We start from the raw sequence: 20,548 nt of genomic DNA on the forward strand, positions 1-20,548 counted from the left end.
TGTAAAATTCATCCCTAAGAATCAGATGATCCCCCTTACGTGTGGTGGCAGACAGTCCTAAACTGAGAGTGAGAGTTGAAAGGCAGTCGGGAGAAATTTTGTGAAAAAAGTATTATCAATCATCCTTGGTGGTGGCGCGGGTACTCGGCTTTACCCGCTAACTAAACTACGCGCTAAACCAGCAGTACCAGTAGCGGGGAAGTACCGCCTAATCGATATCCCTGTCAGTAACTGTATCAATTCCGAAATATTCAAAATCTACGTCCTGACACAATTCAACTCAGCTTCTCTGAATCGTCACATCGCCCGTACTTACAACTTTAGTGGCTTCAATGAAGGCTTTGTGGAAGTGCTAGCGGCACAACAAACACCAGAAAACCCTAACTGGTTCCAAGGTACAGCCGATGCTGTGCGTCAGTATCTGTGGTTAATGGAAGAATGGAATGTAGAAGAATATCTAATTCTCTCAGGCGATCACCTGTACCGCATGGATTATCGCCACTTTATCCAGCGCCATAGGGAAACGGGGGCTGATATTACTCTCTCAGTCATCCCCATCGATGAGCGCCGCGCCTCTGATTTTGGCTTGATGAAAATTGATGATTCTGGTAGGGTAATCGATTTTAGCGAAAAACCTAAAGGCGAAGCATTAATCCAAATGCGCGTTGATACAAGCGTACTGGGATTATCAAAAGAACAAGCCCAGCAACAGCCTTACATCGCCTCAATGGGGATTTATGTCTTTAAAAAAGAAGTTTTGTTCAAGTTGTTGAGAGAAGGTATAGAAAGGACTGATTTCGGCAAAGAAATTATTCCTGATGCCTCTAAAGATTACAACGTTCAAGCTTACCTATTTGATGATTACTGGGAAGATATTGGAACAATTGAGGCATTTTATCATGCCAATCTAGCCCTAACTCAGCAGCCCCAGCCACCATTTAGTTTCTACGATGAACAGGCACCAATTTATACCCGCGCTCGCTACTTACCTCCGAGTAAACTTTTAGATTGCCAAGTAACAGAATCAATTATTGGCGAAGGTTGCATTTTGAAAAATTGCCGCATTCAACATTCAGTTTTAGGAGTGCGATCGCGAATTGAATCTGGCTGCCTCATCGAAGAATCTCTGCTCATGGGTGCAGATTTTTACCAAGCTTCTGTAGAACGTCAATCCAATGTAGAACAAGGCGACATTCCTGTAGGTATTGGTGCTGACTCGATTATTCGCCGTGCCATTATCGATAAAAACGCCAGTATCGGTCACGATGTCAAAATTATCAATAAAGATAACGTGCAAGAAGCTGACCGCGAAAGTCAAGGTTTTTACATCCGCAGTGGCATTACCGTTGTGCTGAAAAATGCTGTAATTCCTGATGGAACCATCATTTAATAGTTAGGAGTTAGGAGTTAGGAGTTATGAGTTAATGACTAAAAATTCTGATTACTCCTCACTCTTTACTTTTAATTCTTCACTCCTAACTTCTCACTCCTCACTTCTTTTACTGATTGGTCTTCCAGGTAGCGGTAAGTCAACTTTCGCTAAACAATTACTGACAGAATGCCCCCAGATGCCACTGATTTTTACAGATGGTATCCGGGGGCAACTGTTTGGTTCCCAAGCTATTCAGGGGCCGTGGCTGGTAATTTGGCGGGAAGTAGGACGGCAATTTCAGCAAGCTATTTCTACAAATAATACAGCTATTTTCGATGCCACCAATGCCCAGCGCCGCCATCGCCGTGAAGTTATTGCTTTAGCCCGTGACTTGGGCTTTACCCACATTACGGGAATTTGGGTGGATACGCCAGTGTGGCTGTGTTTAGCACGTAATAAAAGGCGATGTCTACGACGGGCTACGCCTACGCGCCAAGTTCCTGAAGAAATATATCTTGCAGATGCACCGTCAACTCCGGGATGCTCCCCCAAGCCTGGAAGAAGGACTAGACAACCTGATCCGCTTATCAGAAAAATCGAAGTACGGAAATTGCGATCGCTTGTTGAGCGAGAACCACACTTGAATTTCTATATTCTTTGTTAATTTAAAGTCAGATTCTTTTTGCTAAGGCACTATACCGGGCAAAGTAACATCTTTTATCTTAAAAAAACATAACAAGAATTTCTATAGGAGGCTAGTAGATAGATGGCTGCAACCGACTTCAAAGACTATTACGCAATTTTGGGAGTTAGTAAGACTGCTACTCAAGATGAGATTAAGCAAGCCTTTCGTAAACTAGCCCGCAAATATCACCCTGATGTCAATCCAAATAACAAACAGGCAGAAGCACGCTTTAAAGAAGTTAGCGAAGCCTACGAAGTTGTGTCAGACCCAGATAAACGCAAAAAATACGACCAATTCGGTCAATATTGGAAACAGGCTGGTGAAGGTTTCTCATCTGGCGGCGCTGGTGTTGATATGGGTGGCTTTGACTTCAGTCAATACGGAAATTTTGATGAGTTCATTAATGAGTTGCTAGGACGCTTTGGTGGTGCTACCCCTCGCGGTGGGCGACAAAGTTACTCACAACAAAATAATAATTACTCACAAAATTACTCAAATTACTCTTACCGCAGTACCACAGGTGCGACGAGTGGTTTTAGTGGCGGCTTTAACGATTATGGTTTTGGTGATGCAGGTGCGGGTACTTCCCAGGATAGTGAAGCTGCGATCGCTCTAACTTTTGCTGAAGCATTTAACGGTGTGCAAAAGCGCTTTAGTTTAGGTAACGAAACAATTGATGTTCGTATCCCATCTGGGGCTAAACCTGGTACTCGTCTGCGCGTGCGGGGCAAAGGTCAAATCAACCCGATGACTCAACAACGAGGGGATTTATACTTAAAAGTCGAATTTCAGCCGCACTCGTTTTTCCAAATGGAAGGCGATAACTTGGTGTGCGAAGTGCCAATCACGCCAGATGAGGCTACCTTAGGAGCGTCTATTGATGTACCCACTCCCGATGGTTTAGTTAATGTCAAGCTACCAGCAGGAGTGCGTTCTGGTCAATCGCTGCGTTTACGTGGCAAAGGTTGGCCCCTCGCCAAGGGTGGGCGTGGCGATCAGCTGGTGAAGGTGGCGATCGCACCACCAAAAGACCTCAGCCAGCAAGAGCGGGAATATTATGAAAAAATCCGGGCTATACGTACCTATAATCCCCGCAGTCATTTGCAGCAAGTCAAACTGTGAGAATTTAGTTTTGTAGAGAGGGTAGATTTACCGTCTCTACATTGACTAGCTATGAATTTGCTACCTATTTCTCGCTACTACAATGGACTTCAACGCTTCCATTGCTTCTGGTGTAGCCTCGGTAGCTTGCCACGTTGCCCGTGCAGCTAACCGATTGTTCCAAGCATTCACCTTTGGATAATTACTTAAGGAAATGCCTACTTCGGGCAGCCATATTACTACAGTTCCAGCCACAACCTCAGCTAAAGTTAGGTTTTGACTACCAAAGTAAGGGCGATCGTCAAGTAAATTTTCAAAAAGCTTCAGAACTGTTGAAATTTTTTGCTTTGCCTGCCCAATTTTTTCTGGTTCTTCCCCAGGTAAGCCTAATATCTGAGGTAAAAAGGTGGTGGTTGCTGGCAAAAGCTCATTGACAGTTACCAGTTGTACCATGCGTGCGATCGCTAAATCCTTAGCATCTTTAGGCAACATCGCAGGTGTGGGATATTTTGCCTCTAAATAGTCCAGAATTGCTAAAGATTCCACTACCTTAAAGCCATCATCCACCAAAGCTGGAATGTGATGGAAGGGATTAATTGCCAAAAACTCTGGTTTAAACTGCTCCCCATCCAGTTTCATCTCTACTAATTGAAACTCAAGTCCTTTTTCTAGCAGAGTAATCCAGACGCGGCGGGAGTTAGGAGAAATCGACGAATGATAAAGGATCAGCACCATAAAACCTCACAATTTCATGAGTAGGGTGGGCATTACCATTTAAACATTACACTCAATTGAATTGTTTTAATAAAGTCTCAATACTAGCATTGTGATCCAAAAAAGAAAATAAATGCCAGTAGCGGAGCTTTCCTTCTTTATCTAATACGAACTGTGCTGGTAAAGGCGCTCCCAGCGCTTGCCCTACTTGATAGTTACGAAACACTCGACAACTAGGATTGCTCAATAACGGCATTTTTAAACCTAAATCCCTCACAACAATTTGACTCTGCCTTTCATCGGTACTAGTAATCATTAAAACTTCTATGCCGCGATTCTTAAACTGCTCATAATTTTCATTTAAAGCTTTAATGTGAGGAAAACAAAAAGGGCAATATTGTTTTTCAGTAAAGATGCGAGTAAAGGCGAGTAAAACTGGTTGCTTGCCTTTATAATCAGACAATTTTACTAAAGTTCCATTGGTAATATCTGGGAGTTGAAAATCTGGCGTTCCTACTCCCAACCTGAGTTTATTTGTTGCTGGAACTGGTAAAAAATTGCGGAAGAATCGCTCATTTAATAAGCCACTAAAATCAGTTGAAGTAAGCATAATACCATTTTGGATTTTTGATTTGAGATTTTGGATTGTCAAAGAGTTATTGATAATTAATTTTTGGCATTTTATTTATCACAATCATTATTCAGATTGGTATATTTTTAACATTATTTAAAAAACCACAGATAGATACCGAGGTTGACACTGTTTAATGTGTATCTCTGTTTATCTGTGGTTTTTGTTGATTTCAACTCCAACAGGATGGATTAGATTGCTAGCTAGCGAAATTTAGACAGCAGAGAAGTAGACTTTAGACTTCACTGGGTCAGGATTCATTGTCTTGTCACCAGGTTGCCAATCGGCTGGGCAAACTTCATCGGGGTGAGACTGAACATATTGAAGTGCTTGTAATGTCCGCAAGGTTTCATCAACGCTGCGACCAAAAGCTAGGTTGTTGATGGTGGCGTGCTGTATAATACCATCTTTATCAATGATGAACAGACCACGCAAGGCAATGCCTGCTGCTGGGTCAAGAACGTTGTAAGCGGCGCTAATCTCTTTTTTGATATCGGAGACTAGAGGATAATTCAGGTCGCCGACGCCACCAGACTTACGATCTGTTTGAATCCAAGCGAGGTGGGAGAATTCACTATCAACAGAAGCCCCAAGGACTTCTGTATTGATTTTCTTGAATTCTTCGTAGCGATCGCTAAATGCTGTGATTTCAGTGGGACAAACAAAGGTAAAGTCTAGTGGGTAGAAAAACAAGACGACATACTTACCGCGATAATCGGAAAGTTTGATTGTCTTAAATTCCTGATCTACCACAGCCGTTGCTGCGAAATCAGGAGCTTGTTGACCAACGCGGAGGCTTCCTTCGGTTCCGTAAGTGAGGGACATTAACCTAATTCTCCTTTATTCGTTTATTAGCGTTGGAATTCGGGTCAAGTAAAACTCACCCATCTACGCTCTCACAGTTTAATTACGATCTGTTACGACTATATCATACTCATAACGATTTTGAGTAGCAAATGCTTGATTTAGATACAAGAGAATGGTTGCTTACCAATGGCTTAGGAAGTTTTGCCAGTGGTACAGTTTCGGATGTCCGCACACGTACTTATCACGGTTGGCTGTTTGCCGCTACAAAACCTCCTTCTGAGCGGACTCTGCTGTTTTCGCACCTAGAAGCTAGCTTGGAAGTATTAGGGAACGTTGTAGCACTGGGAACAAATTTTTGGGGTAACGGTCAAATTGAGCCGACAGGCTACGAATTGCTACGCTGTTTTGATATTAACCCAGTTCCAAAATGGATTTGGGGTCAAGATAACTGGCAGTTAACCAGACAATTGGTGATGCCCTATGGTTGGGAAGGGAGTAGCGAATGGGGAATAGGGAGTAGGGAAGAGAATCATAGTACAGACGCGATTAATTGCGTCTCTGCCCACTTTGGATTTTGCCATCGAACTTTAATCCAATATCGCTATGAGGGAAGTGACACAGCGATTTTACGGCTGCGACTGCTGATAGCAGAGCGTAACTTTCATCATCAGCAAACTGCTAATCCAGGATTACAGTTTTCACAATTGCTTGGGGAACAGCAAATCTGTCTGCAAGCAAGAAATTCTAAGAATTTCGGTATACCTTGGCACTTGCGCTGGACACAAGGAAGATATCAAACAGATGCAGTTTGGTATTGGAATTATGGATTGCCTGAGGAGACAAAACGGGGATTAGACGACAAAGAAGACCTCTACAGCCCTGGTTACTTGATAGTTACCCTGCAACCAGGAGATACAGTCACTCTAGAAGCACGAGTAGGTTTTCCCGACTCGACGGCAGGTGTTCTCACCGACGAAACCTTTGCAGAAGTAGTAGAGGCACAGCAAAAACGGCTCTCCCAGGTTTTTGGATGGAGTAAAGGAGGGGCTAGGGACTGGGGGCTGGGGACTGGGGAAAAGTTTTCCAATATCCAATCCCCAATACCCAATCCCCAATCCCCACTTAACCAACAACTACTTAAAGCAAGCGATCAGTTTATCGTCTATCGAGCCTCAATTCGAGGCCCTACGGTCATTGCTGGTTATCACTGGTTTAATGACTGGGGACGCGACACATTAATTGCTTTACCTGGGTTGGCACTAGTTCCACGGCGCTTTGACTTGGCAAAAGGAATATTGCGGACTTTTGGGCATTATTGCCGCCACGGTTTGATTCCTAATGCATTTCTTGATGTCAATGGAGAACCAATTTATAACAGTATTGATGCAGCCTTGTGGTGGATTGAAACTTTAGGGCTTTATTTAGAAGCTACCCAAGACTGGGAATTTTTGGCAGAGCAATTCCCTCTAGTGCAGCAAATTTACAAAGCATTTGTTGGTGGTACACATTTCAATATCCAGATTGATGCCACCGATGGATTAGTTAGTTGGGATGCCCCTGGTTTAGCCCTTACCTGGATGGATGTGGTAATTGGGGCATACCCCGTCACTCCCCGTTACGGTAAGCCAGTGGAAATCAATGCACTGTGGTATTCTGCTTTATGTTGGCTGAGTGAATGGGCAGAACGATTAAGCCAGCTTGAGTTTAGTGAGCCAGTGCGCCTCACGAAGCAAGCACAGCGTTATGCTCAACAAGCAGAACATGTAAAAACCTCGCTGCAAAAATTCTGGAATCCTCAACTAGGTTATTTGTACGATACTATTGAGCCGGACGATCGCCGGAATTTTCAAATTCGTCCCAATGCTGTTTTGGCGCTGTCGCTGCACCATTGCGCCTTTTCTGAACAGCAAGGGTGTCAAGTATTAGATTTGGCAACTGTTAGCTTACTCACCCCCTATGGTCTTCGCAGTCTCGATCCAAGAGATCCTGAATACAAAGGCAGATATGAGGGTAATCAAGAACAACGCGATCGCGCTTATCACCAAGGCACTGTTTGGGCTTGGCTAATTGGGCCATATATTCGGGCTTGGCAACGTTTTTATCCACAGCGATCGCTGCCTTTTGATTGGCAACCTCTGCTAGATCACTTCCTATTTGACGCTTGTCTTGGTTCTATTTCTGAGATTTTTGATGGCGATGCACCTCACAAGCCCAGAGGAGCGATCGCTCAAGCTTGGTCAGTTGCCGAAGTCATCCGCCACATTAAATAGTGCTGAATATAATTTTCTTGACCAAGAAACTTCTAATCTGCTGAAAAATATTGGTTGCTCCCATCTTATTATCAAGAACATGAATCTACCAATCAACTCATGACCGAGGAACGAGAAAGAGCCGATAATGATTCCCCGTGGAAAGAAATCCTAGAAGCTTACTTCCCACAAGCAATGCAATTTTTCTTTCCGCAAACAGCAGCACTAATTAATTGGGAACGTCCCCACGAGTTTCTTGATAAGGAATTTCAACAAATAGTTCGGGAAGCAGAACTTGGTAGAAGATATGCAGATAAATTGGTCAAAGTCTGGCAAATTCAAGGAGAGGAAATTTGGCTGTTGATTCATGTCGAAATTCAGGCAAAATCGGAAGATAATTTTGCTCAAAGGATGTTTTCCTACAACCTGCGAATTTTTGACAAATTTGCTAAACCAGCCATTAGCCTAGCAATCTTGTGCGATGCTGACTCGACTTGGAGACCAAATGAATACAGTTATAATTATCCCGATTGTGGTCTGCATTTTAGATTTGGAACCGTCAAACTGCTCGATTATCAAAATCGATGGACAGAGTTAGAAAACAGCGATAATCCCTTTGCGACGGTGGTAATGGCACATTTGAAAACCCAGCAAACTACTAAACAGCTGGGAGAAAGGAAAACGTGGAAATTTAGTTTAATTCGGCGATTGTATGAACAAGGGCTGCAAGAAAGGGATATTCGTAACCTCTATCGTTTTATCGATTGGGTTATGATTTTACCAAAAGGATTAGAAGCGGAATTTTGGCAGGAGTTTAAACAATTCGAGCAGGAGCGTACCATGAGTTACATTACCACAGGCGAACGCATTGGCTACGAGCGAGGGAAGGAGGAAGGACAACAGGAACAAGCACAAACACTTGTACTACGACAGCTACAAAAACGGGTAGGAGAGTTACCACAACAGGTTAGAGAACAAATTCAGGGTCTTTCTCTACAACAATTGGAAGCACTGGGTGAGGCTTTGTTAGATTTTAGTGCGATCGCTGATTTGCTCAACTGGCTACAAACTCATCAAACAGTTAGTGCTGAATCCTGAGAATTAGAAGTCAAACCTGCCTCTTACAGAGAAGTCAAAGTTACTCTATCTAACTTCACTTATCGCTCACTATTCATAACTTTAAAAATGGCTCAGGTCGGAGTTGAACCAACGACCCCAGGCTTATGAGTCCCGTGCTCTAACCAACTGAGCTACTGAGCCATGTCTTTCCAAATCATCAACTAATATAGCATATAAATTTGCTCAAGGCTAGCACTTTTACAAATTTCTTACAGCTTTCATCTCTGTTGAGGCAAATAGAAAGCAAAAGAGGGAGGTTAAACTCCCTCAATAAACAAGGCAATGATTTCGTTAAAGACAGCTAGGAATTACACGCGTTGATCCGGTAGGAAGGCTATTGGGTTAACAGCACCCTTACCTGAGCGATGAATTTCAAAGTGGGTGTGTGGGCCAGTACTGTGACCAGTGCTACCCATTAAAGCAATTGTTTCTCCTTGATTTACCTGCTGACCAGGTTGCACCAGAATTTTGCTGTTATGAGCATAGCGAGTTGTGCTGCCATCAGGATGGCGGATTTGAACGAGGTTGCCGTAACCACCTTTGTTCCAACCAGCTTTTTCTATCGTCCCCTCAGCTGAGGCGACAACTGGCGTGCCAGTGGAGTTAGCAACGTCAATTCCCTTGTGTGGTCTTCCCCAACGCATACCAAAGCCAGAAGTGAGAGTGCCCTTTGCTGGCCAAGTGTAAGCTAAGGTTGAAGTAGATGGAGGAGGCGTTAGTTCGTCAATGGGTCTGGGCAGATATTGATCAACTGCTGCCAAAGATGGTAGTACCTGTGGTGTAACTGTCCTTCCCTGCATCATTCCTAAGGAGTCAGAGGGATTTACTCTTCTAGAAGTCGTTGCAACCTTTACATTTATGGCAGATGGGGTGCTAGAAGGAGTCCACTGACTAGCAGACCCTAGATTAGGTAAGAACTCTGGGTTTGCTACCTCGCTAGGGCGTACAGAAGTACGGAATTGGGGCTTAATTGGCTGAACGCTATAGTTACTCCGAATCGGTGTAGGAACTGGAATTTGGATTGCTACAGTATTGGGTTGAGCCGCATTGGGTACAGTGAAATTATTAGGGGTAGAAATAGGAGTGAGCATTGCAGCATTATTAGTTTCAGAAGCTGCTGCTGTCACAACTGAGTTACCAGACTGCTGAGTGCGATATTTCTGCTGTAACCTCTGAATTTCCGCTTGTAAGCTCCGCAAACGGTCATTATTGTTATTATTGACCCTTGCTACCCTATTTGTTGGTGCTTTAAACTGTTGTATTTCGGCAAAAGTTTGTGGCACTTGATTTTCACCACCGACGCCATAAGAAGTAGCTGTGGGGGCTTTGTCTAAGTCGGTTGCACTATTTGCCTGAACCTGAACAGTTACCGGTGTAGGGACGGTAATGTTACTGTTGTCGGCAATAGCTGGTGATTGTGAACTAGGTAAATATGAATTGGCACTACCAATATTTATAGGGGAGTTGGCTACTTTTGGAGCTTTGCTGGACTCTACAAAAGTAGTACTTGCTACTACAGTGGGGTTAGTTGCTACAGGTGCCTCAATTTGAACAGCAGGAATAATTAGTTGTTGACTAATTTTCAGTTCATTTGGATTATTGAGGTTATTTGCCTCGACTAGTTCTGATACGGAAGTGTTATATCTGCTGGCGATCGCTGCTAGTGTATCTCCAGGCTTAACTTCGTAGGCTGTTCGAGTCGAGGATGCAATAACTGTTGGTGCAGCTGGTGGTTTTATCGTCTGTGTCTTCTGTTTTAACTTCGATATCAAGTTCGCTTTGCTTGCATCGCCAGAAGTGTCCGACTGGGCTAATACAGTCTTCTCAACTACAGTTGTTGGCTGTGCCAACCCCATATCAGCTTGTGATAAATCTTTAGTCTCCGCAGACCGCAACTGTGCCAGACTGTTTCTTAAACGGTTCGATTTTTCTTGTAAACGATTCAGTGCGAATTCTTGTTGCGCCTTAAGTTGTGCATTTATTTCACTGTTGGCAACATCAACCGCAGCCACTGTTTGTGGTTGGGCAGTTAGTGATGCATTTGCAATACCAACACCATCAGCACTAGATTCAGACAGATTATTGACTGTTGGGAAACTAGCCTCAGCTAAGGTGTTGTTTAATCCCTGTGCCACTTGGGGGTTCAGGTAGGTGGAATTTTTATAAACTGCTGTTCCTTGGGAAAACCTTTCTGATGCAGGAACTTGCAAAGACATTCCCTTTGCGGCGACTTGCCATTTAGCTTCAAGCCCAGGCACTTGTGAGACTGCCGTTGGTTCCACGATAACAGGATTTTCCGGCACGCTCGCTGATGAGACTGCTTGGGACTCCAGCTTTGTGGAGGCAAATTTCACCTCAGTGTCAGGAACAGCAGGAATTGTTGAGAAAGCCCTTTGGCTCCCTACAGGCACTGCTGCTTGGGCTTGATCGCTTTGCCGAGTCACCAAAAGGCTGGTTGCTCCCATAGAGATTGCCAAGCCAATCATGGCGGCTTTTGTTCGCACCCGGCGGTTAACTTTTGGATTTATCACATTTAGCAGTTCTACCGGGGCATCATCGCTGCTGGGGTTATTGTTCAACACAGCTTTCACTCTCTTTTTCAATGCTCGTTTCAAAGACGACCTCCTATGATCACTAGCGCTTAACTGACCTTGATTTTTCAGTTGGATACTAGTAAATGATTTAGATCACAACGAATGATAGATCAAGATCACATTCACCAGAGATGCTTACGCAAGATTAACCTGCTTCTCTGATTTAAACAAGTTCACACGTATTAGCAAAACTTAAATTTTGCTGTGTTTACTTGTCCGAACCACTCCTCACACCACTTAGGACGTTTTACTTTTTACCATTGTCCGCCATTGTCTTGCGTCAATCGCGGGGACTGGACAAACTATTTGCCAAGTCCATAGTCGCTGCCGAGAATTAAATTGCTGCGACTTCTGGAAAAGTGATGCCCCCCACTGTAGATATCTTCAAGATATTTCTACCCAATCAGTCTTCTCAACACGAGACTTTACGTTGATTATTCCCTAAAAAACAACCGTATGATCTATTGGCTACTTTGGGGCTACTTTCTAACGTTGCTCGAACTAAAATGGCTCAAATCTTTAGTGTGACTGGATTTAGCTCTTTTTACCTCCAATTTAGGATGCTTCAGATTCATCAAAATCTATCATTCAAATTTGGCAATATCCCAAGTCTTATATACAGATTTCTTATAATAACCTTCCTATCCTTGTAAGTATCTTCCACTACAATTTCAGAAAATAACCAATTTTAGGTATCTTGTTTTACATATTATTGCAGTAATCAAGAAAACCTTTACTGCCACAAATGGTTCGTCTAATAGACACCTAAGAATTTCATAAGTATATTTACTTATCATTGTGAAGGTAAAAACTATTGTAAATAGCCTAGCTGACGACGGGTTTCAAATAAGCTAATTGCTACACTCACTGAAAGATTCAAGCTGCGAACCCCAGGTTGGCTCATGGGAATATACAGAGTAGCATCGCAATCAGACAAAATTGCTGGTGATAAGCCGGTAGTTTCACTACCAAACAGCAACCAATCATCTGGTTGAAACTGAAAGCTAACGTAATTACAATTTCCACGGACACTAAAACCTAAGCATCTACCTCCACGCTGCTGATGTACGGTTTTAAAGGCTTCTAGGGATTCATGATAGTGCAGTTTGACGTAAGACCAGTAATCCAATCCTGCTCTTTTGAGGTAGCGATCGCTAATTTCAAATCCCAAAGGCCCCACCAAATGCAACTCTGTACCCGTAGCAGCACAAGTACGGGCAATATTACCTGTATTAGGAGGAATTTGTGGGTTAACTAAAACTACCTGTGGCATTGACCGTATAATGTACGTATTGTATAAAAAAATTTCTTGTCAATGTTAAATCTACCAAAGGGTAGAGGCGATTCATAGGTTTTGTTAATAATAATCAAGCATCATTCATTAATTAGATTTTTAAAACGAAGCCCAAACGCTCCCAGAGCAATGTTTAAGAGGATGTTTAGGTAAAATCAGTAAATATTAAGTTTTGTGTAGAATCAAAAAGGGCTTGTGTTCTTTAGGGCTAGTACCGCAACGCGGAAGTCAAAAGTCACGCATAATACTATTCCGAGCTTCTTGCACCATTTGAAATGGTATGTTTTTTTCCGCGTCCGCTTTACTAGTGGTCTGTCGTATTAGTTATGAGGGGTTCGTAGTAAGCACTGAAGTCCTTAAAAATTTAGGACTAAAGTCCTTACTACGAACTTTTTTAGCCATCAAAATTAATGACATAAATTACTAGCCCCTGCCAAACACACTACCAAGGGCACGCGCCATATTTTGCGGTTGCATTGCATCCATTGCGGCGGTGGGTTCATAGCCGCAGTGAACCATGCAATCGGCACACTTGGGATTACCACTCTTCTGGCCGTATTGACTCCAGTCTGTTTGTGCGAGTAATTCCTTAAAGGTAGAGTAATAACCTTCGTTCAGGAGATAGCAAGGTTTTTGCCAGCCGAGAACGCTATAACTAGGGCTACCCCAAGGTGTGCATTCGTAGTCCTTTTCACCAGTGAGAAAATCTAAAAACAGTGGATTGTGATTGAAGTTCCAGTCTTTTTCACCAGCTTTGTAGGGAGCCAGAATTTGCCGGAACAGGGTGCGTGTTTGTTCTCGGTGGAGAAAATGCTCCTGATCTGGTGCCCACTCGTAACTGTAACCGGGAGAAATCATCATCCCGTCAGTATTTAGCGTTTCCAGAAAGTCAAAGAACTCTTGCATATCTTTGGGTTGGGTACCCTCAAAGATAGTGGTGTTAGTGGTGACACGAAAGCCTTTAGCTTTAGCGGCGCGAATGGCTTTGACAGCAATATCAAAAACACCTTTGCGATCAACACATTGATCGTGCAACTCCCGCATCCCATCTAAATGCACACTAAAAGTCAGGTAAGGGGAAGGTTGAAACTTATCCAGGCTTTTTTCTAACAACAAGCCATTGGTACACAAGTAAATATATTTCTTGCGCTCAATTAATCCCTGAACAATCTCATCAATCTGGGGATGTAGAAGCGGTTCTCCCCCCGGAATTGAGACAACCGGTGCGCCACACTCTTCCACTGCGGCAAAGCACTGTTCTGGGGTGAGATTTTGCTTTAAAATTTCCTTTGGATGTTGGATTTTACCACAACCAGTACAGGCTAGATTACACCGAAAAAGCGGTTCCAACATCAATACTAAGGGGAAGCGTTTACGTCCTTTCAAACGCTGGGTAACAAGATACTTCCCAATATCCATAGCTTGTTGTAAATTAACTGCCATTCTATTACTCCTCTGTTGATGAAAACACCACGTTCTCAACCCCAAGATTTATTTATGGGGTCTTTAATTTTGAATTTTCAATTTTTAATTTTTAATTCCCCAGAGGGGTTAACATACCCCTGAGCAACAAACCAATCTACAGCATCCTTGAGTGCCACCTTTAGCGGAGATTGAGGTAGACCCAACTCTCGTACAGCCTTTGCCGCATCGTAATACATAGGTTGTTTCGCCATCCGAACGCCATCCAATGGCACTGAGGGCGATTTCCCCAAGGGTGCGAGAATGTTTTCATCAACCCAGGCAACACTAAGAGGGAGCCAAGCGGGTACTGTTCGTTGAGGTGCTATTAGACCTGTGATATCGGCGAGTTGTTCGAGTAGTTCCTTGAGGCTGAGGTTTTGATTACCTAAAATATAGCGATCGCCTGATTTACCTCGTTGCAAAGCCAGTAAATGCCCCCATGCCACATCCCGCACATCGATAAAATTCAAACCAGTATCTAAGTAAAAGGGCATTTGCCTACGCAAAAACCGCAGAATTATATCACCTGTCGGGGTAGGTTTGATATCCAACGAGCCAATGGGGCTGCTGGGATTGACTATAACTACTTCCTGACCTTTAGCAACGGCTTGTATGGCTTCTTGTTCAGCGAGAAACTTAGATTTTTTGTAGTCACTCACTAACTTGTCTAAGGGACTCTGATGTGTTTCATCGACGACTTGGCCAGATGATCCTACCCCAATTGCCGCTACTGAACTGGTATAAAGGGTGCGCTCAATGCCAGCTTTGCGGGCTGCTGCCAACACATTGCGCGTACCCAGAACATTGTTATGGTAGAGTAACTCCCGGTCTGTTTGCCAGAGGGAATAATGGGCTGCCACATGAAATAGATATTGACAACCTTTCATCTGTTGCCAGAGATTTGGATGGTTCAAATCGCCTTTGACAATTTCCACCTCCAAACCGCGTAGATTATCCAAATTGCTGGTTGAGCGTACCAGGGCTTTGACATCATATCCCTGTTGCAGTAACAACCGTACCAAGTGGGCACCAATAAAGCCCGTACCCCCGGTGACAAAAACTTGCATCAATTTTTCTCTCTCGTCCGAAATCGGGGAAACCAATCATCCAAAATTGCGTAGACTACCGGCACAACTATCAAACTGAGGATAGTTGAACTCACCAGTCCACCTGCGATCGCTACAGCCATCGGCGATCGCAATTCCGAACCAGCACCAAAACCTAATGCGATCGGTAGCATCCCTAAAATAGTAGAGGCAGTGGTCATCATAATTGGTCTGAGGCGCACTAGTCCGGTGTTGAGGATTGCCTCGGTGCGGTCTAACCCAGCGTTGCGTAACTGATTGATGTAATCTACCAGTAAAATGGCATTTTTATTTGCCAGTCCCAGCAAAAACACGAAGCCGATCAGTGAAATCATGCCAAAGTCGCTTTTGGTGATTAGTAACGCCAACATTGCCCCCACTAGCGCTAAAGGCAAAGAGACACCAATCACCAGAGGGTCTACCCAGCTTTTGAATAGCAAAATTAGTACAATGACAATACACAGCGCAGATAGAGCTAAAGTACTGCCAAAACTGCTAAAAACCTCACCTTGGCTAGCAGAATCTCCTCCTAAATTTAAGGAAACATTAGGGGGTAACACCGCCTTAGCTTCAGCTACCACTTTGTCAGTAGCATCACCCAAGGATAAATCCTTGCCAAGATTAGCACTGACATAAGCTACCCGTTGATTATTCAGACGCTCGATTTGAAAAACTGTACCCTGTGGATTTGTTTCACCTGTGACTGTGACATCAGCGAATCCTGGTAGTCTCTGAATTTTCTCTTTAATTGCTTTGACTGCCTTGCTTAAGGCTTGGAGATCATTACCGCGTAAAGCTATCTGGAGGGGTTTTTGACCGCCAGAATCAACAAATTGAATATCTTCAACACTAGTAGTTACCCCAGAAATAGTAGGTAAAGAGGAGCGGAATTGGTCTTGTAGTTCGGCAGTTGTGATTGTGCGGTCTTTTTTAAGCTTTACATATAGTATCCCTTTGTTCGGCTCACCCTCACGGGAACCAACGGTGGTAAATACCGTTTCAACTGCTGGTGATTTTCTTACAACTTCTTCTAGTTTCTTTGCAACCTCAAGAGAATCATTTAAAGGATTGGGAATGGGGAATGGGGAATTGGGAGTGGGGAGTGGGGATTGGGTATTTGGGTTTCTGCTCTGCCCTTCTACTCCACTAGGGATACTCGGCAAAGGAGCCGTATAAGCAATATTAAATTCGCCGCGATCGAGTTTAGGAATAAAGCCTTTGGGAATTAGTGGAATCAGTGCTATACCTGCGATGAAGCTGAGTACAGCTAACCCGATAACTATCTTGCGGTGATTCAAAGACCAACTCAGCAAGTTTCTGTAAAATTGGCTAAACGCTATCGATATTTTTGCTTCTCGACGCGGGGAGAGCGAGGATTTAGGTTTCAGCCAGTAGATAGCCAGAACTGGAGATAAAGTCCGAGCAACTAGCATAGAAGCGAGCATCGCGGCTGAAACAGTGATGCCGAAAGGCTTAAAGAACTGACCGATTACCCCACCCATCAAACCTATGGGCAGAAAAACCGCTACTGCTGTCAAAGTGGCGGCGGTGACTGTCAATCCAATCTCATTTGTAGCTAAAAGTGCTGCTTGGCGAGGAGTTTCCCCATCATCTACGTGTCGCATGATGTTTTCCACATCAACGATCGCATCATCAACAATACTACCAATCACCAAAGCTAAAGCCAGCAGGGTAATTGTTTCCAGGTTAAATCCGAAAATCGCCATGACGATAAACGTCGCCAACAAAGACGTAGGAATCGCTAAGGCAGAAATTAGGGTGGCTCGCCAATTCCATAAAAAAGGAAAAATTACCACTATCGACAACAAGATTGCTTCCATCAGCGCATCAATTGTTGACTTGGTGGCTTGGCGGATATATTCTGCTTGAGTAGAAGCTAAAGTGAGTTTGACATCCTTCAGACTAGAGCGTAGTCTTTGGACTTCTTCTTCAACTCGACTCACTACTTCCAAAGTGTTAGCATTACCACGTTTGATTACCTGAAATGCGAGTGCATCTTGCCCGTTAAATCGGACTAATGTTGCCCCTGCTTGGGGGATAGCTGCACTCGCATTCAATGGATTTAGGGGAGTTGCAGTAGCACCACCCAACAGCGAGACTTTTAGGACTCCTGGCAGTTTAGCGATCGCACTCACAATCTCGTCTTTCGCCAACTTTGTCAAATCTGTAAGATTCCGTGTGGGACTCTCAATCGCATAACTAATGGCGGCTGACTCATTTAAATTCAGGGGAATAATCTTAGAAGTCGCTCCTTGAGGCAAAGTCAACTGTTTAAGGGCAGTTTCAACTTCTTTGGTCGATGTTTCTAAATTCGTCCCAACGGCGAAAGAAAGGGCAACGGCTGTTTGACTAGGATAAGTGGATGAGCGAATATTCTCCAGTCCTTCTAGGGAGCGGAGCCGTTCTTCCAGGGGTTTAGTGAGCTTCGCCTCTGTATCCAGGGCAGTTGTCAGGGGGGCTGTAGCATTCACAACCACCACTGGAAATGTAATATCTGGAAACAAGGCATACTTGAGGGAACTGAAAGCCAGAACACCAGCTACTGTTACGGCAATCCAAAAACTCACCGTCAGCCACGAAAATTGAATCGCCAATTTAGAAATATTGAAGACTTCTCGTGCGGATTTGGAGTTATGAAGCTTTACCATCTTGGAAAATTATCGTGTGGGTGACACAATTATTTAGTCATGCTACAGCAATCACCTTCGGTTTGCGAGTTTTGGTTAGTACTAAACAGCAATATTACTTATTTTCACTCAGATATGACCCAATCTTTAATGCAAAAGGAAACTTCAAAGATGAAACTTGGTTCTGTTGAGCATAAGGAATTATTCTGCCAAAGCTTTACAGAAAGCTACAGGGAATACGAGCCAGAGAATCTCCCATGGCCAGATTTGGACGATACAGCCTTGAATTTGCTACGCAGTATTCCCTTCTGGGATAAAGCTTTGGATACAGAGCGACAAGCCGGAGCAGTAGTTAGTGGTTACGCAGCGATGGTGAATGACCCTATTTTACAAAATACGATCGCTCTCCAAGGTAAAGAAGAATTACGCCACGCCCGCCTACTTCAAACGTTAATTGACCGTTACGGTATCCAAATACCAGAACGTCAGCCCATTGAAGTTCCCCAAAATATTGAGCCAATCTTTACACGCTTTGGTTTTGAAGAGTGCCTAGATACCTTCTTTGCTTATGGGCTATTTGCGATCGCTCGTGAAGCTAATGTGTTTCCAGAGTCAATCTTCACAATCTTTGATCCGATCATAGACGAAGAGACACGCCATATTGTCTTTTTTGTCAACTGGTTTACCTATACACAAATTCATCGTGGTCAGGGATTTACCCCTCTGCGGAGTATCAAAACTCTCTGGCACTACGGCAAGGCACTCAGCAATTTGATTGCCGTCTTTGGCAATGATGACCCCAGTAAGACTGGCTTCGCCGTTACGGGTACTGACCTCTTTACCAAAGACCTCACAATTGAAAAGTTTCTCAGCATTTGTCTATCAGAAAATCAGCGCCGAATGAGCAAGTATGATCCGCGACTACTGAAACCGCAATTACTACCCAGACTTGCCAGTATCGCCCTCCGCATCCTTGAGTTAATACCCAAACGTAAACTTGAAACTGTCGAGAGAGCTAGTGCCTAATTTTTTGCCCATCAACACAATTCTGGTACCTCAGGGAGCAGAATATAAAGCTGTCTGTCGCGGATTAAGCGACATTACTGGTTTTATCCCAACGGTAGTAGCCATCCCTGTTGGGATGAAGCCTTTACTTAAATACCTACAACAAGGACAATTTTTAGCTCCATCCAGAGTGCTGATCATGGGTATCTGTGGCAGCTTGAGCGATCGCTATAAAGTTGGTGATATTGTCCTATATCAAGATTGTATTTATCAAGGGAAGCGGCTAGAGTGCGATCGCACTTTCACAGCACAATTACACTCAGCACTCCTAACTCCTCACTCCCCACTCCCCACTCCCCACTCCCCGGCAAATTTAGTCAAATCACTGACAAGCGATCGGGTAATTTGGTCTGCTGCCGAAAAACGCCGTTTAGGTGAGATGGCTGCTGATGTTGTTGATATGGAAGGATTTACCGCCTTAGAGTTTTTCAATGCAGCTGGAGTTGCAGTGGCAATGCTGCGAGTAGTCAGCGACGATTGTCAGCACGATATCCCCGATCTCACACCAGCAATTAACTCTGATGGCTCCCTAAATCCTTTCCCTTTGGCGATGGGGATGCTTCGACAACCCCTTGCTGCGACTCGGCTGATTCGAGGTTCATTAACAGCATTAAAAGTGTTAAAGCAAGTTACAAGTCGTCTCTTTTCTGGCAATAGATTGGAATAAGTATTAAGCGACTAGAAGCCGCTACTATACAAACAAAATCCACCTCCGTAGACTAATACAAAATCAAAGGTTTGCTAATCTGCTGAGGCAGATTTTGTCTCATGTAGTCAAGCTAGCGCGACTTCTAGCTGCCAGGGCTACTTTTGGGAATGGAAGGGACAACCCCCTGCGGTTAATTTTTGAAGAAAAACATTATTATCAAAATAATGCTCTAAAGATTCAATCTTCAAATCATCACTTACACGAGCAATACTAACTCCTACGATTTCTATTGTTTCTCCTGTGGGTGCATAATCTTTATAGGAACCATTAAATGTTCCCCAATGCCGCCACTTAAAAGTAACATTAGGTGGCCCCGAAAGGACTTCTGTTAATTCCCAAAGAAAGCCATTAGAAAAAGCATTATGAAAAACCTGAAATGAAGATTCAAAGGTTTCTGTTTCAGAGCTATATTGCTCACTTTCACCCAAGAAGAGATTATAAGTACCTTCGACTGCGACATCCTGAGCAGTGTATTGTTGCCCTCCATTGGTACTCATCTTAAACTTATCAGTAACAATCGAAAGCCACTGTTGAGGATTAGATTTATTAGAAGCTTCCATCTCAAAATTTCGGACTAAGTTTTGTGCGATAGCTTCTAAAGAACCTTCTGGATGCTGAAATTTACTCTCTTGATGAAGAAATTCATTGGTGTAAGAATAATCCGGGCGTTTTCCTTCTCGCCACTGTACTTCTTCATCATGAGCAATGACTATATCTCTATCTTGTACCCAGAGTGGCAATTCTGTAGTTTTTTCGCTACTCATACAAGTTGACTGGCTATAAACATCGTTTCTCAGAATAAAGTTTTATGGATACAAGTCAATCAAAAAATACATAAAAATAAAAAATATTTATCATTAACTTAAAAAAGTTGACTTTTTGCACAAAACCAAATAATACCAATTATCTAAGAGGCTGCACAAAATCAGGCTCGTCCAGTCTTGAAGCTTAACCCAGTATCACAACATGAGAATAAAGACGGGTCAAAAATTGGTTTTGAACCTCAGTATG

Annotated in this window: 15 protein-coding genes, 1 tRNA gene and 1 pseudogene; 7 read left to right on the plus strand and 10 right to left on the minus strand. The window is 43.5% G+C overall.

All coding sequences use genetic code 11. The annotated features are described in order from the left end of the window. Nucleotides 1-100 precede the first annotated feature (100 nt). The 3 genes and pseudogenes from VE944_RS09715 to VE944_RS09725 all read left to right on the plus strand — a co-directional run bounded on the left by VE944_RS09715 (nucleotide 101) and on the right by VE944_RS09725 (nucleotide 3,179). Nucleotides 101-1,390 carry a glucose-1-phosphate adenylyltransferase gene (locus VE944_RS09715; RefSeq protein ID WP_324975828.1) on the plus strand — a complete coding sequence of 430 codons (1,290 nt, stop codon included), beginning with the start codon at nucleotides 101-103 and terminating at the stop codon, nucleotides 1,388-1,390. Between the two features lie 34 nt (nucleotides 1,391-1,424). Then, nucleotides 1,425-2,016: pseudogene (locus VE944_RS09720) on the plus strand (AAA family ATPase). 122 nt (nucleotides 2,017-2,138) lie between these two features. Beyond that, a complete protein-coding gene (locus VE944_RS09725; RefSeq protein ID WP_324975832.1) occupies nucleotides 2,139-3,179 on the plus strand; it encodes a DnaJ C-terminal domain-containing protein in 1,041 nt (346 codons plus the stop codon). A gap of 60 nt (nucleotides 3,180-3,239) precedes the next feature. Here VE944_RS09725 and VE944_RS09730 read toward each other — a convergent pair whose 3' ends face one another. The 3 genes from VE944_RS09730 to VE944_RS09740 all read right to left on the minus strand — a co-directional run bounded on the left by VE944_RS09730 (nucleotide 3,240) and on the right by VE944_RS09740 (nucleotide 5,328). After that, nucleotides 3,240-3,890, minus strand: a complete 651-nt coding sequence (locus VE944_RS09730; RefSeq protein WP_324975893.1) for a glutathione S-transferase family protein — start codon at nucleotides 3,888-3,890, stop codon at nucleotides 3,240-3,242. 55 nt (nucleotides 3,891-3,945) lie between these two features. Then, nucleotides 3,946-4,482 carry a peroxiredoxin family protein gene (locus VE944_RS09735; RefSeq protein ID WP_324975836.1) on the minus strand — a complete coding sequence of 179 codons (537 nt, stop codon included), beginning with the start codon at nucleotides 4,480-4,482 and terminating at the stop codon, nucleotides 3,946-3,948. 234 nt (nucleotides 4,483-4,716) lie between these two features. Then, a complete protein-coding gene (locus VE944_RS09740) occupies nucleotides 4,717-5,328 on the minus strand; it encodes a peroxiredoxin (protein WP_324975839.1) in 612 nt (203 codons plus the stop codon). Nucleotides 5,329-5,459: 131 nt separating this feature from the next. Between VE944_RS09740 and VE944_RS09745 the strand changes: the two genes are divergently transcribed. Together VE944_RS09745 and VE944_RS09750 are read left to right on the plus strand one after the other, a co-directional pair. After that, complete coding sequence (locus VE944_RS09745; RefSeq protein WP_324975841.1) at nucleotides 5,460-7,580, plus strand: amylo-alpha-1,6-glucosidase; 2,121 nt, start codon at nucleotides 5,460-5,462, stop codon at nucleotides 7,578-7,580. Between the two features lie 99 nt (nucleotides 7,581-7,679). Then, entirely contained in the window at nucleotides 7,680-8,657 is a 978-nt protein-coding gene (locus VE944_RS09750; protein ID WP_324975844.1) for a DUF4351 domain-containing protein, read from the plus strand. An 88-nt stretch (nucleotides 8,658-8,745) separates the two neighbouring features. Here the strand turns inward: VE944_RS09750 and VE944_RS09755 are convergent. The 6 genes from VE944_RS09755 to VE944_RS09780 all read right to left on the minus strand — a co-directional run bounded on the left by VE944_RS09755 (nucleotide 8,746) and on the right by VE944_RS09780 (nucleotide 17,784). Next, nucleotides 8,746-8,819 (minus strand) — tRNA-Met (locus VE944_RS09755). Nucleotides 8,820-8,986: 167 nt separating this feature from the next. Next, nucleotides 8,987-11,293, minus strand: coding sequence for a peptidoglycan DD-metalloendopeptidase family protein (locus tag VE944_RS09760; protein ID WP_324975846.1), 2,307 nt, complete (start codon nucleotides 11,291-11,293; stop codon nucleotides 8,987-8,989). Nucleotides 11,294-12,083: 790 nt separating this feature from the next. After that, nucleotides 12,084-12,545, minus strand: a complete 462-nt coding sequence (locus VE944_RS09765) for a tRNA (cytidine(34)-2'-O)-methyltransferase (RefSeq protein WP_324975849.1) — start codon at nucleotides 12,543-12,545, stop codon at nucleotides 12,084-12,086. A gap of 444 nt (nucleotides 12,546-12,989) precedes the next feature. Then, nucleotides 12,990-14,009, minus strand: coding sequence for an adenosyl-hopene transferase HpnH (hpnH, locus tag VE944_RS09770; protein ID WP_324975852.1), 1,020 nt, complete (start codon nucleotides 14,007-14,009; stop codon nucleotides 12,990-12,992). 77 nt (nucleotides 14,010-14,086) lie between these two features. Continuing rightward, on the minus strand, nucleotides 14,087-15,097 hold the full coding sequence (hpnA, locus tag VE944_RS09775; RefSeq protein WP_324975856.1) for a hopanoid-associated sugar epimerase: 1,011 nt from the start codon (nucleotides 15,095-15,097) through the stop codon (nucleotides 14,087-14,089). Beyond that, on the minus strand, nucleotides 15,097-17,784 hold the full coding sequence (locus VE944_RS09780) for an efflux RND transporter permease subunit (RefSeq protein ID WP_324975859.1): 2,688 nt from the start codon (nucleotides 17,782-17,784) through the stop codon (nucleotides 15,097-15,099). Before VE944_RS09780 ends, hpnA begins: the two co-directional genes overlap by 1 nt. Before the next feature lie 114 nt (nucleotides 17,785-17,898). On the opposite strand from VE944_RS09780, the gene VE944_RS09785 reads away from it, so the two are divergent. Together VE944_RS09785 and VE944_RS09790 are read left to right on the plus strand one after the other, a co-directional pair. Continuing rightward, nucleotides 17,899-18,789 carry a ferritin-like domain-containing protein gene (locus VE944_RS09785; protein ID WP_324975862.1) on the plus strand — a complete coding sequence of 297 codons (891 nt, stop codon included), beginning with the start codon at nucleotides 17,899-17,901 and terminating at the stop codon, nucleotides 18,787-18,789. Beyond that, a complete protein-coding gene (locus VE944_RS09790; RefSeq protein WP_324975865.1) occupies nucleotides 18,782-19,495 on the plus strand; it encodes a 5'-methylthioadenosine/S-adenosylhomocysteine nucleosidase family protein in 714 nt (237 codons plus the stop codon). The genes VE944_RS09785 and VE944_RS09790 overlap by 8 nt, the downstream gene beginning before the upstream one ends. Nucleotides 19,496-19,632: 137 nt before the next feature. On the opposite strand, the gene VE944_RS09795 is transcribed toward VE944_RS09790, so the two are convergent. Further along, nucleotides 19,633-20,301, minus strand: coding sequence for a SnoaL-like polyketide cyclase (locus tag VE944_RS09795; RefSeq protein ID WP_324975867.1), 669 nt, complete (start codon nucleotides 20,299-20,301; stop codon nucleotides 19,633-19,635). Between the last annotated feature and the right edge of the window lie 247 nt (nucleotides 20,302-20,548).

Source organism: Nostoc sp. (assembly GCF_035638895.1).
In the GTDB taxonomy this organism is placed as follows: domain Bacteria; phylum Cyanobacteriota; class Cyanobacteriia; order Cyanobacteriales; family Nostocaceae; genus Nostoc.